The 13,053-nt window shown below is 60.5% G+C and carries 11 protein-coding genes and 1 pseudogene; 11 read left to right on the top strand and 1 reads right to left on the bottom strand.

The window, feature by feature from the left end; genetic code table 11:
• Window positions 1-24 precede the first annotated feature (24 nt).
• The 4 genes from PGB28_RS20925 (at window position 25) to PGB28_RS20910 (ending at window position 4,194) form a co-directional block, all read left to right on the top strand.
• On the top strand, window positions 25-1,110 hold the full coding sequence (locus PGB28_RS20925) for an ABC transporter ATP-binding protein (protein WP_271423455.1): 1,086 nt from the start codon (window positions 25-27) through the stop codon (window positions 1,108-1,110).
• A gap of 29 nt (window positions 1,111-1,139) precedes the next feature.
• Window positions 1,140-2,417: an extracellular solute-binding protein gene (locus tag PGB28_RS20920; RefSeq protein ID WP_271423454.1), complete on the top strand. Its 1,278-nt coding sequence runs from the start codon at window positions 1,140-1,142 to the stop codon at window positions 2,415-2,417.
• A 71-nt stretch (window positions 2,418-2,488) separates the two neighbouring features.
• Window positions 2,489-3,373 carry a carbohydrate ABC transporter permease gene (locus PGB28_RS20915; RefSeq protein WP_271423453.1) on the top strand — a complete coding sequence of 295 codons (885 nt, stop codon included), beginning with the start codon at window positions 2,489-2,491 and terminating at the stop codon, window positions 3,371-3,373.
• Window positions 3,370-4,194 (top strand): carbohydrate ABC transporter permease, encoded by an 825-nt coding sequence (locus tag PGB28_RS20910; RefSeq protein WP_271423452.1) that lies wholly within the window; start codon window positions 3,370-3,372, stop codon window positions 4,192-4,194. The genes PGB28_RS20915 and PGB28_RS20910 overlap by 4 nt, the downstream gene beginning before the upstream one ends.
• 16 nt (window positions 4,195-4,210) lie before the next feature.
• Here the strand turns inward: PGB28_RS20910 and PGB28_RS20905 are convergent, their stop codons facing one another.
• Window positions 4,211-5,125: a LysR family transcriptional regulator gene (locus tag PGB28_RS20905; protein ID WP_271423451.1), complete on the bottom strand. Its 915-nt coding sequence runs from the start codon at window positions 5,123-5,125 to the stop codon at window positions 4,211-4,213.
• A gap of 127 nt (window positions 5,126-5,252) precedes the next feature.
• On the opposite strand from PGB28_RS20905, the gene chvE reads away from it, so the two are divergent.
• The 7 genes and pseudogenes from chvE to PGB28_RS20870 all read left to right on the top strand — a co-directional run.
• Complete coding sequence (gene chvE / locus PGB28_RS20900) at window positions 5,253-6,305, top strand: multiple monosaccharide ABC transporter substrate-binding protein (RefSeq protein ID WP_271423450.1); 1,053 nt, start codon at window positions 5,253-5,255, stop codon at window positions 6,303-6,305.
• A gap of 91 nt (window positions 6,306-6,396) precedes the next feature.
• Entirely contained in the window at window positions 6,397-7,938 is a 1,542-nt protein-coding gene (gene mmsA, locus PGB28_RS20895; RefSeq protein ID WP_333908250.1) for a multiple monosaccharide ABC transporter ATP-binding protein, read from the top strand.
• A 9-nt stretch (window positions 7,939-7,947) separates the two neighbouring features.
• Window positions 7,948-9,177: a multiple monosaccharide ABC transporter permease gene (mmsB, locus tag PGB28_RS20890; protein ID WP_271423449.1), complete on the top strand. Its 1,230-nt coding sequence runs from the start codon at window positions 7,948-7,950 to the stop codon at window positions 9,175-9,177.
• 4 nt (window positions 9,178-9,181) lie between these two features.
• Window positions 9,182-10,924, top strand: coding sequence for an L-arabinonate dehydratase (gene araD / locus PGB28_RS20885; protein ID WP_271423448.1), 1,743 nt, complete (start codon window positions 9,182-9,184; stop codon window positions 10,922-10,924).
• Window positions 10,924-11,847, top strand: coding sequence for a Gfo/Idh/MocA family protein (locus PGB28_RS20880; protein ID WP_271423447.1), 924 nt, complete (start codon window positions 10,924-10,926; stop codon window positions 11,845-11,847). The genes araD and PGB28_RS20880 overlap by 1 nt, the downstream gene beginning before the upstream one ends.
• A 39-nt stretch (window positions 11,848-11,886) precedes the next feature.
• Window positions 11,887-12,804 (top strand): dihydrodipicolinate synthase family protein, encoded by a 918-nt coding sequence (locus PGB28_RS20875; protein ID WP_271423446.1) that lies wholly within the window; start codon window positions 11,887-11,889, stop codon window positions 12,802-12,804.
• 13 nt (window positions 12,805-12,817) lie between these two features.
• Window positions 12,818-13,053, top strand: a pseudogene (locus PGB28_RS20870) (aldehyde dehydrogenase (NADP(+))); the annotation flags it as partial.

Here is a 13,053-nt window from a genome sequence, read left to right as displayed (position 1 = left end):
ATGGGCGACACGGGGGGAACCACCATGAAAGCCACCGGCGTTCATCTCAAGTCCGTCAAGAAGAGTTTTGGCGCGGTCGATGTCATTCGCGGCGTCGATATGGATGTCGACCGGGGCCAGTTCGCCGTGTTCGTCGGGCCATCGGGATGTGGGAAATCCACCTTGCTGCGCATGATCGCCGGCCTGGAAGAGACCAGCGGCGGCGAGATTTTCATCGGCGACCGCGATGTGACCCACGAGGATCCGGCGGACCGTGGCGTAGCCATGGTGTTTCAATCCTATGCGCTTTATCCGCATTTGTCGGTCTATGAGAACATGGCGTTCAGTCTGCGTTTGGCCAAACGCCCCAAAGCGGAGATCGACGAGCAGGTCCGCCAGGCCGCGGGCATCCTGCAGCTGACCGAGCATCTCGACAAGAAACCCGCACAGCTTTCGGGCGGCCAGCGGCAGCGCGTCGCCATTGGCCGGGCGATCGTGCGGGCACCAGATGTGTTTCTGTTTGACGAACCCTTGTCCAATCTCGATGCAGAACTGCGCGTTCAGATGCGTCTGGAACTGGCGCGGCTGCATCAGAAACTCGGCGCCACCATGATCTATGTGACACATGATCAGGTCGAGGCAATGACGCTGGCCGATACGATCTTTGTCCTTCAGGGCGGGTATGTGCAGCAATCTGGCGCGCCGCTGGACCTGTATGACGACCCGTCCAACCGCTTCGTCGCAGGGTTTATCGGCTCGCCCTCGATGAATTTTTTCAATGCGTCGGTCGATGACCAAACCCGGGATGGCATTCTCGCGCGGCTCACCGGCCAGCCCGACCTGACCTTGAACGTTCCGCTCTCGCAGCCGCCCGCAAAGGGCGCAACCGTGGTGCTCGGCATGCGGCCCGAGCATCTGATCGTGACCGAGGCGGACGGTTTGCGCGTGACCGTGGATGTCGCCGAGGAGTTGGGTGGCGTTTCCTATCAGCATGGCACGCTGGAAGGCGGCGACGCAGTAATTTTCCAACAGACCGGCGCACGACACGGCATGCATGGCACCGTGCAGACTGTCACGCCCGAACCGGGGCGCATCTTTGTCTTTGACGCAGATGGCGAACGCATCCGGTGAATTGACTGACAACAAGGAGGAGGACTGAAATGAAACGAGTAATGACAAAACTGGCGGCGACAACAGCGCTTGTCATGGGGCTATCCAGCCCGGCATGGGCGCAGGTTGAAATCGAATGGTGGGATTTTCTCGCTGGCGGTGACGGCGTGCGTATGAAGGCGCTGATCGACCAGTTCAACGAAGAGCACCCCGACATCCAGATCGAGGGCACGACGCTGGAATGGGGCCTGCCGTTCTATACCAAGGTGCGGACTTCAGTCGCGGTCGGCGAAGGCCCAGACATCATGACCTATCACTTGTCGCGCTTGCCGTTGGCGCTGGAAGAAGATGTGCTCTCGCCAATCTCCGCTGAGGACATGGAGACAGCTGGGCTGTCGACGGGTGATTTCTTTGACGCGTCGATCACCGCTGCGTCCACGGATGACGGTCAGCTGATGGCGATCCCATTCGATATCCACGCCGTGGTTGTGCATTACAACCGCACCGCGCTGGAGGGAACCAAGTGGCTGGGCGAGGATGGCAACCTGACCAACCTGGGCTCCATCGAGGCGATGACCGAATTGCTGACCTGGGCCAAGGAAAACGGGTTCTCTGATCCGCTGAGCTTTCAGACCGTGGGTGGCGGCGGCACCTGGCGCATGTTCTACACCCTGCTCAGCCAGCAGGGCGGTGAGATCCTGACCAATGGTGAGGTCCTGGCCGGGGACAACATGGACAAGGCCGTGACCGCCATTCAAACGCTCGCGGACTGGCGCTCTTCAGGCCTGATACCGGAACAGGCCGAATACGAAGCGTCTGTCGCGCTGTTTTCCGGGCAGAAGGCCGTGCTGCACATCAACGGTGTTTGGGAGGTGCCCACCTTCAAGGACCAATCCGAGGCGGGCACGCTGGGCTTTGAATGGTTCGCTAACGAGGTTCCGCAAATGATGGACCAACCGGCGACGTGGGCGGATTCCCATGCCTTTGCGATCCCGAATGATCCCGAGATGACAGACGAAAAACGTGACGCGGTCCTGACCGTGATCGGCTGGATGCAAAAGCATTCGCTGGCCTGGGCTGGCGCGGGCCACATCCCCGCCTACAAGCCGACGGTTGAAAGCGATGCCTATGCCGCGCTTGAGCCAAACGCTACCTATGCGTCACTGGCTGCCAATGCGGCCTTTGATCCGCGCTCTAAAATCGCCGGGGTTGCCTCGCCGATCTATGACGCGGTTGACAACCTGATCGCCCCGGCTGTGCATGGCTTCCTCAGCGCCGAGGATGCCGCCGCGCAAATGAAGGATCAGCTGCAGGATCTGCTGAACTGATCACTACAGGTGGGGGCGTCCAACCGACGCCCCCACCTACACCCGGAACGTCCGCAAGACGGGAGGCCGACATGTCGAAAATGAAACGCCGCCGCCGCGAGCTTCGGGATGCGGTCCTGTTGATCTCGCCTTTCGTTTTTGTCTTTGCGGTCTTCTTTCTTTACCCGACCTACAAGGTCATCGCGCTGAGCTTTACAGACGCGCCGCTGATCGGTGAGGGGCAATGGATTGGTTTGGCCAACTATGCCAAGCTGTTGAATGACCGGCTGTTTTACACGTCGCTCTGGAATAACCTGTATTTCGTGCTGCTAACCGTCGTTCCGACCACGGTGATTGCACTGCTCATCGCGCTCGCGGTGAGCAAGCTCAAGGGCCGCATGCAGGCGCTTGTGCTGACGCTGTTCTTCCTGCCTTATGTTTTACCGGTCTCGGTGGTGACGATGATCTGGGCCTGGATGCTGGATTTCCAATTCGGGATTCTGCAACCGCTGATCGCCGCCGTGACGGGCAAGCCTGTGCCGGTTTTCAAGAACCCCTATTGGGTCATGCCCATGATCGCGGTTGTTACGATCTGGTGGACGAACGGGTTCAATGTGCTTTTGCTCATTGCGGGGCTGCGCAACATTCCCGAGGACCTGTACGAGGCCGCCGCGCTTGACGGGGCTACGCCGTGGCAACGGTTCTGGCGCGTCACCTGGCCGTTGCTCTGGCCGGTAACGGCGCTGGTGCTGACCTTGCAGCTCATCTTGCAGCTCAAGCTGTTTGATCAGGTCTATCTGCTGTCCAACGGCGGCCCGTTCAATTCGTCTTACGTCGTGCTCATGCAGATGTATCGCGAGGCGTTTCAGCTGAACAACGGCGGCTATGCCTCGGCCATCGCGATGGTGCTGTTCCTGGTGATCGTGATCGTCTCTGTCCTGCAATTTCAGCTGCTGCGGATCGGAGGCCGGAAATGACTGCCAAACGCGCCCGCAACATTGCTTTTTTCGGCATCGTCCTGATTGCGGCGATGATCTGGATCTTTCCGCTCTATTGGGCGTTGACCACGTCCCTGCGAACCGAGAACCGCATTGTGTCAGACGCGGGCGTGCTGATCGACGAACTGAATTTCGCGGCCTATATCGAGGTCCTGTCAACGTCGAAGCTGCCCATCTGGTATCTCAATTCGGTCGGCACCTCGGTGATCACAACGGTCATCGTGCTCCTGACCGGCATGATGTGCGCCTATGCGCTGTCCCAGTTGCGCTTTCCCGGGCGCAAGGCGCTTTACCTGCTCGTTGTGGCCAGTTTCATGGTTCCGGTGCCCGCGCTTTACGTGGCGCAGTTCATCCTGATGAGCGATCTGGGATTGGTGAACACATGGTGGGGCATCATCCTGCCACAGCTGATCGTGCCTGTCGTGGTGATCGTCTACAAACAGTTCTTTGACGCCATCCCCAAGGAAATGCGCGAAGCGGTGCTGCTTGACGGGGGCGGTGAATTCACACTGCTCTTCAAGCTCTACCTGCCGCTCAACTGGGGGATCACGGCGGCACTGGCGATTATCACCTTCATCAGCACATGGAACAATTTCTTCTGGCCATTCCTGATCGTGACCAGCGAAAGCATGATGACGATCCCGGTAGGTATCACACAGGTCAACGACTCTTTCGGTGTGGCGTATGCCCGGATGATGGCGCTGGCGTTGCTGGCGGCGGCACCGGTGATCGTCGGTTATCTCATCTTTCAGAAACGGGTGACAGAAGCGGTTATGATCTCGGCCGGTGTTAAAGGGTAGGGCGCCGCGCCAGCATTCACAGCCGCCGCAACACCTCGTCCAAAAGCCTCTGTGCCACCGGAGAAAGTTGCCTGTGACGCGTCTGAAGCACCAGATACGGCGAGACGACGATGCTTTCCGTGGTTTCAATGATCGCAAGATTGGCGTTGGTCCGGCTCAGCACCTGTGCCACCTCGCGTGTCTGTGGCGCGATAGTGTCCGCCTCGCTGATGAGGCTCAGCGCCACCAGAAGAGACGAGCTGTTGGTCACCCGTGCCGGTATTTCAAGGCGATGTTCCAGAAAGCTGTGTTCGAGCGCCGCGCGAATGGGTGACCCCGGTTCCTGAATCACGAAATCATAGGGCAGGGTGTCGGACAGCGACACGGTCCGCCCGACAAGCGGATGCGCGGCGCGCGCGACAAGGCTCACGACCTCGGTTCGGCCCGGATGCGCCATGAAATCACGTGCATGATGTGCTGATCCGAGCCGCGCCAGAACGAAATCGAAATGCCCTTCTTCCAGCCCCCGGATCAGGGTGACCGAAGGGGCAACCTCGATGGTCGGTTGGAGGCCCGGGATCTCTTCGCGCACCGCCTTGAGCGCCGGGACCAGCACCCCCACCGCGGGCCCCGTAACCGCGCCGATCCGCACCGCACCTGCATTTCCACCGCGAAGCTGCGCGACCTCGTTGGCCAATGTATCCAACTCCGACAGGATGACCTGTGCATGGCGGACAAAGGCCATGCCGATTTCGGTCGCAGCCATGCCGCGCGGCAGGCGCTCAAAGAGCGGCGCGCCAACATTCGTTTCAATCTCCGAAAGCATGCGCGAGGCGGCGGGCTGGGACATGCCGACGGTCTCGGCCGCCAGTTGCAGTTTGCCACAATCCTGGATCGCGCGGATCAGTTTCAACTGCGACGGTTTCAACCGTTGGGGAAGGGTTCTGTGCATGGTCATGGCATAACATAATTGATATGCCAGCCAATCATATTCGCATTAGATCGTTATACATACCCGCGATACGCTCCTGCCCGGTAGGTGCCTCGCCAGAGTGTGGGGACCTCAGGAGGAGGAAAACATGACATTGAAATCCATTCTCGTCAGCACTGCGCTGGCGACCACGCTTGCGACCGGTGCCCTTGCAGAGGGTCTTGTCGGTATCGCGATGCCCACCAAGTCTTCCGCGCGCTGGATCTCGGATGGCGAATCCATGGTGCAGCAGTTCGAGGACGCTGGATACGAGACCATCCTGCAATATGCCGAGGACGACATTCCCAACCAGCTGGCGCAGATCGAAAACATGATCACCAATGGCGTGGACGCGCTGGTGATTGCGGCCATCGACGGCACGACCCTGTCAAATGCGTTGGAAAACGCGCATTTTGCCGGGATCGAGGTCATCGCCTATGACCGTCTGATCCGCGACAGTGAGCATGTCAGCTATTACGCGACCTTCGACAACTTCAAGGTTGGTGTGCAACAGGCGGAAACGCTGGTGGACGGGCTGAAAGAGCGCTTTGGCGACGGCCCCTACAACGTGGAACTGTTCGGCGGCTCCCCCGACGACAACAACGCCTATTTCTTCTATGATGGCGCCATGTCTGTCCTGCAGCCGATGATCGACGCGGGCACCGTGAACATCGTGTCAGGCCAGATGGGCATGGACACGGTCGGCACCCTGCGCTGGGATGGTGCGGTGGCACAGGCCCGGATGGATAACCTGTTGTCGGCCCATTACACCGATGCCACTGTGCATGGTGTCCTGTCGCCCTATGACGGCCTGTCCATCGGCATCCTGTCGTCGCTCAAGGGCGTGGGATATGGCTCTGGCGACACGCCGATGCCGATCGTCACCGGTCAGGACGCCGAAGTGCCGTCCGTCAAATCGATGCTCGCGGGCGAGCAATACTCGACGATCTTCAAGGACACCCGTGAACTGGCGCGCGTGACCGTGGGCATGGTCGAGGCGGTGCTTGAAGGTGGCGAACCCGAGATCAACGACACGTCGACATATGACAACGGCGTCAAGGTTGTGCCCTCCTACCTGCTCGAGCCGCTCAAGGTGACGGCAGAAAACTGGGAAGAGCGCCTGATCGACAGCGGCTATTATACCATGGACCAGATCAAGTAAGCGCCCCGGCGCTTACCGCTCCCTGTTATACTGGTCCGGCGGATCGGCTTGCCCTGTGCGGTGCCGGTCCGCCATCATCCCACAATCCACCATGCACCACGAGGTCGCCGCCATGCAGGACACGCTGCTGGAAATGCGTTCCATCATCAAGACGTTCCCGGGTGTGAAAGCGCTCGACGATGTCTCGCTCAAGGTGAAGAGCGGTGAAATTCACGCCATTTGCGGTGAAAACGGTGCGGGTAAATCCACCCTGATGAAGGTGCTGTCCGGCGTTTACCCGGCGGGCAGCTATGACGGGGAAATCCACTATGACGGTGCGCTGGCGGAGTTCCGCGACATTGCGGACAGCGAAGCGCAGGGCATCATCATCATTCACCAGGAGCTTGCGCTGGTGCCGCTCTTGTCGATTGCCGAGAACCTGTTTCTGGGCAATGAAAACGCCCGCGGCGGCGTGATCGACTGGCGCGAGACCAACCAGAAGACAGAAGAGCTCTTGCGCAAGGTCGGCTTGCGTGACGCGCCCACAACGCTTGTCGAGAAACTGGGCGTCGGCAAACAGCAACTGGTCGAGATCGCCAAGGCATTGGCCAAGGATGTGCGCCTGCTGATCCTTGACGAGCCCACTTCGGCCCTGTCGGAAAGCGACAGCCAGGCGCTTCTGGATCTCATGCTTGAACTCAAGGCGCAGGGCATGACGCAAATCATCATCAGCCACAAGCTGAACGAGGTGCGCCGCGTGGCCGACACCGTCACCGTCATTCGTGACGGGCATTCGGTCTCCAGTTTCAGCGCCAGCGACGGCATCACCGAGGACCGCATCGTGCGCGACATGGTGGGGCGGTCAATGGAAAACCGCTATCCGGAACGCACACCCAATATCGGCGAACGGATCATGCGCATCTCCGACTGGTCGGTCTATCACCCTGAACACGCGGACCGGCAGGTCATCCGCAACGTCGGTTTTGACGTGCGTGCGGGTGAGGTTGTGGGCATCGCCGGGCTGATGGGCGCTGGGCGCACTGAACTGGCCATGTCGATTTTCGGCCAGAGCTGGGGGCAGCACATCACCGGCACGGTCGAAATGCACGGGCAACCGGTGGACGTGTCCGACGTCAACCGCGCGATCAAGGCCGGGCTGGCTTATGTGACCGAGGACCGCAAGAGCCTTGGGCTGATCCTCGATGACACGATCACCCGGAATATCACGCTGGCCAACCTGCCCGAAGTGGCGCGCGGCGCGGTGCTCAATGAGCATGCGGAGACCCGGGTGGCCGAGAAATACCGCAAGGACCTGGGCATCCGAACCCCGGGCGTGCACCAGAAGGTGGTGAACCTGTCAGGCGGTAACCAGCAAAAAGTCGTCCTGTCAAAATGGCTGTTTGCGGGCCCCGAGGTTCTGATCCTTGATGAGCCGACACGCGGCATCGACGTGGGTGCGAAATACGAGATTTACGGGTTGATCAACGATCTGGCCGCCGCCGGAAAGGGCGTGGTCATGATCTCGTCGGAACTTCCCGAGTTGCTGGGCATGTGCGACCGGATCTACGTGATGAACGAAGGGGCCTTTGTTGGCGAAATGCCAGCGGCAGAGGCAAGTCAGGAGCGCATCATGTCGCTCATCGTGAACGAATAGGAGACAGGCATGTCTGTTGCGGAAACCTCGTCTGACGGCGCGGCCCAGCCCAAAGGGATCGGCGCATATCTGGCTGCGCACCTGCGCGAATATGGTCTGCTCTTTGCGCTGATTGCGGTCATGGCGTTCTTTCAGATCGTGACCGGGGGCACGCTTCTGAAACCGATCAACCTGACCAACCTGCTGTTGCAGAACAGCTATATCATCATCATGGCGCTGGGCATGCTGATCGTCATCGTGGCCGGTCATATCGACCTGAGCGTCGGATCGGTCATGGGCTTTATCGGGGCGCTGGCCGCCGTCATGGTAGTCAATCTCGATATGCCCATCTGGCTGACCATGATCGCCTGCGTCGCGATGGGCGCGCTGATTGGCGCGGCCCAGGGATATTGGGTGGCCTATTGGGGGATTCCGTCCTTTATCGTGACGCTGGCGGGCATGCTGGTCTTTCGCGGCCTGTCGCTCTGGCTGCTTGAGGGGCAGTCCGTGGGGCCTTTCCCACGTGAATTTCAGGTCATCGCAACCGGCTTTGTGCCCGATATCCTACCGGGTGGCGACGCGATGAAAGGGATCGTTGGCACGCGCAATTTCAACGTTTTGGCCTTTGGCACCGGGCTGATTGCGGCGGCTTGGGTGATCTGGTCCGGGATGCGCAAACGCGCCCGCAACAAGGCCTACGGGATCGAGGACGAGCCCAAGGCGTTTTTCGTCGTCCGGACCGCGATCATCTCGCTGGCGCTGATCTTCATTCTCTACAAACTCGCCACCTTCCGTGGCCTGCCCAATGTGCTCTTGACCATGGGTGTGCTGACTATCGTCTATGCCTTCATCACCGAACGCACGGTACTGGGCCGACGTATCTATGCGCTGGGGGGCAACCAGAAGGCCGCCAAGCTGTCCGGGATCAAGACCGAGCGGCTGACCTTCCTTGCCTTTGTCAATATGGGCATGCTGGCCGCTGTGGCCGGGCTGGTCTTTGCCGCGCGGCTCAACACGGCGACGCCCAAGGCTGGCTTTGCGCTGGAACTTGACGTGATCGCCGCCGTGTTCATCGGTGGTGCGTCCATGTCGGGCGGCGTGGGCAAGATCGTCGGTGCGGTGGTCGGCGCTTTCCTGATGGGGGTGCTCAACAACGGCATGTCGATCATGGGCATCGGCATCGATTATCAGCAGATGATCAAGGGTCTTGTGCTGCTCGCGGCTGTCATTTTCGACGTCTACAACAAGCAGAAGGGCTGAGAGCATGACCTTCAAACCCGCCAAATGGCCCCGCAAGCTGCGCTCTGCCGAGTGGTACGAAGGCAGCACCAAGGACGTGATCTATCACCGCGGCTGGATGAAGAACCAGGGCTATCCGGATGATCTGTTCGATGGCCGTCCGGTGATTGGTATTCTCAACACCTGGTCCGATATGACGCCCTGCAACGGGCATCTGCGCGAGCTGGCCGAAAAGGTAAAGGCCGGCATCTGGGAAGCGGGTGGTTTCCCGATGGAAGTGCCGGTCTTTTCGGCCTCGGAAAACACGTTCCGGCCCACGGCAATGATGTTCCGCAATCTCGCGGCGCTGAGCATCGAGGAACAGATCAGGGGCCAGCCCATGGATGGCTGCGTGCTGATGGTGGGCTGTGACAAGACCACGCCGTCGCTCCTGATGGCCGCGGCGTCGTGCGACCTGCCCTCGATCGTGGTGACCGGCGGACCGATGCTCAATGGCTGGTTTCAGGGCGAACGCGTGGGCGCGGGCACCCATCTGTGGCGATTTTCCGAAGCCGTGAAGGCCGGGGAAATGACCCAGGAGGAATTTCTGGATGCGGAATCCGCCGTGACCCGCTCCTCGGGCACCTGCAACACAATGGGCACCGCATCGTCCATGGCCTCGATGTCCGAAGCATTGGGCATGGCGCTCTCCGGCAATGCGGCGATCCCGGCGGTGGATGCGCGCCGCCGCGTCATGGCGCAGCTGTCGGGCCGCAGGATCGTGCAGATGGTCAAGGACGACCTGAAGCCCTCGGACATTCTCACCCGCGAGGCATTTGAAAATGCGATCCGCACCAATGGCGCGGTCGGCGGATCGACCAATACGGTGGTGCATTTGCTGGCCATTGCGGGCCGGGTCGGGGTGGATATCACGCTGGATGACTGGGACCGCTGCGGGCGCGACATCGCCACCATCCTGAACCTGCAACCCTCGGGCAAATACCTGATGGAAGAGTTCTTTTATGCAGGCGGGCTGCCCGTCGTGCTCAAGCGGTTGGCCGAGGCGGGCAAACTGCACCGCGACGCGCTGACCGTGTCGGGCGAAACCATATGGGATGAGGTCAAGGATGCGGTCAACTGGAACGAGGACGTGATCCGCCCAGTGGACATGCCGCTGACCGAAAAGGGCGGCATCGCCGTGCTCAAGGGCAATCTTGCCCCCAAGGGAGCCATCCTGAAACCCTCTGCGGCGTCACCCGAATTGATGCAACACCGGGGCAGGGCGGTCGTGTTCGAGGATATCGACGACTACAAGGCGCGGATCAATGACGATGCGCTCGACATCGACGAGACCTGCATCATGGTGCTGAAGAACTGCGGGCCCAAGGGCTATCCCGGCATGGCCGAGGTGGGCAATATGGGCCTGCCGCCAAAGGTGCTGAAAAAGGGCATCAAGGACATGATCCGTATCTCGGACGCTCGCATGTCGGGCACCGCCTATGGCACGGTGATCCTGCATACCTCGCCCGAGGCGGCGGCGGGCGGACCGCTGGCCGTCGTGCAATCCGGGGACATGATCGAGGTCGACGTGGAAAACCGCCGCCTCCATCTGGAGATTTCCGATGCGGAACTGGCAGATCGGCTGGCGCAATGGAAACCTGTCCACGCGCAACCAGCCAGTGGATATGCCTGGTTGCATCAAAACCATGTCGAGGGCGCGGATACCGGCGCCGATCTCGATTTCCTCAAGGGATGCCGGGGCGCACCGGTCGGAAAGGACAGTCACTGATGAAAGTCGCGCTTGTCGGAATTGGGAAGATTGCGCTGGACCAGCATGTCCCGGCCATTTCAAACAGCCCTGATTGGGATCTCGCCGCCACGGTGAGCCGTCACGGGTCGATCGACGGGATCGAGGCCTTTACGGACCTTGGGACTCTGCTCGACACCCGGCCAGACATCAGGGTCATTTCGCTGTGCGTGCCGCCCGTGCCGCGCTTTGATTACGCCATGCAAGCCCTCGCGGCGGGGCGTCATGTGATGCTGGAAAAACCTCCCGGCGCGACACTTGCCGAATGCCATGCCCTTGAAAGGGCCGCGCAGGAGGCGGGGCTCTCGATCTATGCGACATGGCATTCGCGTGAGGCGGATATGGTTGGTGCCGCTAAGGCATGGCTGGCGGATAAGACATTGCGCAAACTCACGGTGACGTGGAAAGAGGATGTGCGCCGTTGGCATCCCGGTCAGGCCTGGATCTGGGAGCCGGGCGGGCTTGGTGTTTTCGATCCGGGCATCAATGCACTGTCCATCGTGACCGAAATCCTGCCCGTTGATATCCACGTAACCGGCGCAATGCTGGAAATCCCGCAGAACTGTCAGACGCCAATTGCCGCCGAGCTCCGCTTTCACCATCCGGCGGGGGCCGATGTGTCCGGCGTATTCGACTGGCGTCAGGACGGAGACCAGATCTGGGAGATCGAAGCCATCACCGATGCAGGCACGCTGACCCTGCGCGACGGCGGCGCGCTGATGGAGATCGACGGGGTCATATCGGGAGAGGCTGCGCCGCTGGCCGGTGAATATCCGCGTCTCTATGCCAAGATGGCCGAACTCGTGTCGCGCGGCGGACGGGATATGGACCTGCGCCCCATGACTCTGGTTACCGATGCGCTGGCGCTCGGCCACCGGGTCCAGACCGACCCGTTCAACGACTAGGGCAGACCGCGCCCCGCGACCCGAAAGATAGGACAAAACATGATAAAACCGCTGACCGGTATCCTTCCCGTGGCCCCGACACCGTTTCTGGATGATGGTACGGTCGACACCGATGGCATGAAAAATGTGCTCGATTGCATGATTGATCAGGGGGTCGACGCGATCTGCATCCTTGCCAATTATTCCGAGCAATTCGTGTTGTCCGATGCAGAGCGCGCCGCGTTGACTAGGCTGTCACTGGAACATGTGGCCGACCGCGTGCCGGTGATTGTCACCGTGAGCCATTTCAGCACGCAGATCGTCGTGGACCGTGCGCGCGAGGCCGAGGCCATGGGGGCCGCGATGCTGATGATGATGCCGCCCTATCACGGCGTGGGGCTGGTGCCTGCAGAAACCGGGATTTTTGAGCATTTTTCAGCCGTCTCGGACGCGATTTCGATCCCGATCATGGTTCAGGACGCGCCGCTGTCGGGGGTGTCTTTGCCGGTGCCGCTGTTGTCGCGCATGGCTCGCGAGATCGAAAATGTCAGCTATTTCAAGATGGAAACGCCCTTTGCGGCGGACAAGCTGGCGGCGCTGATCGAGGCGGGCGGTGAGCACATCATTGGTCCCTTCGATGGCGAAGAGGCGGTGACCCTGCTGGCCGATCTGGACGCCGGCTGTACCGGGACGATGACATCGGGACTGCAACCCGAGCGGATCAAACCGATCGTGACCGAATACCTGGCTGGCAATGTCGAGTCAGCACTCGCGCATTGGCGCAACTGTTTGCCGCTGATCAATCATGAGAACCGGCAATGCGGGCTGCGCGCAACCAAAGTTGTGATGAAAGAGGGTGGTGTGATCCGGTCGGACCATGTGCGCCACCCGTTGAAACCGATGAGCGAACGTACCAGGGCACGGTTGTTGCAATTGGCAGGCGAGCTTGATCTGATCGCCCTGAAATGGGGCAAGTAGGGAGATTTGAACAATGACATTTGAACCACATGGAAACCACCTGATCGCAGGCAACTGGGTTGCCGGTGAGACGACCTTTGCGTCGTCGCCCGCGCATGGGCCGGCGTTTGACTATGCCGTCGGGACCCCGGCGCTGGTGGACCGGGCTGCCAAGGCCGCGGAAGAGGCGTTCTGGTCCTATGGCCATTCCTCGCGCGAAGACCGCGCGGCGTTTCTGAACGCCATCGCCGACGAGATCGAGGCGCGTGG

It is taken from the genome of Primorskyibacter aestuariivivens (assembly GCF_028023675.1).
GTDB classification, from domain to species: Bacteria; Pseudomonadota; Alphaproteobacteria; order Rhodobacterales; family Rhodobacteraceae; genus Marinovum; species Marinovum aestuariivivens.
The sequence above is the reverse complement of the archived record's forward strand: the minus strand, read 5'-3'. Positions and strand labels throughout refer to the sequence as shown.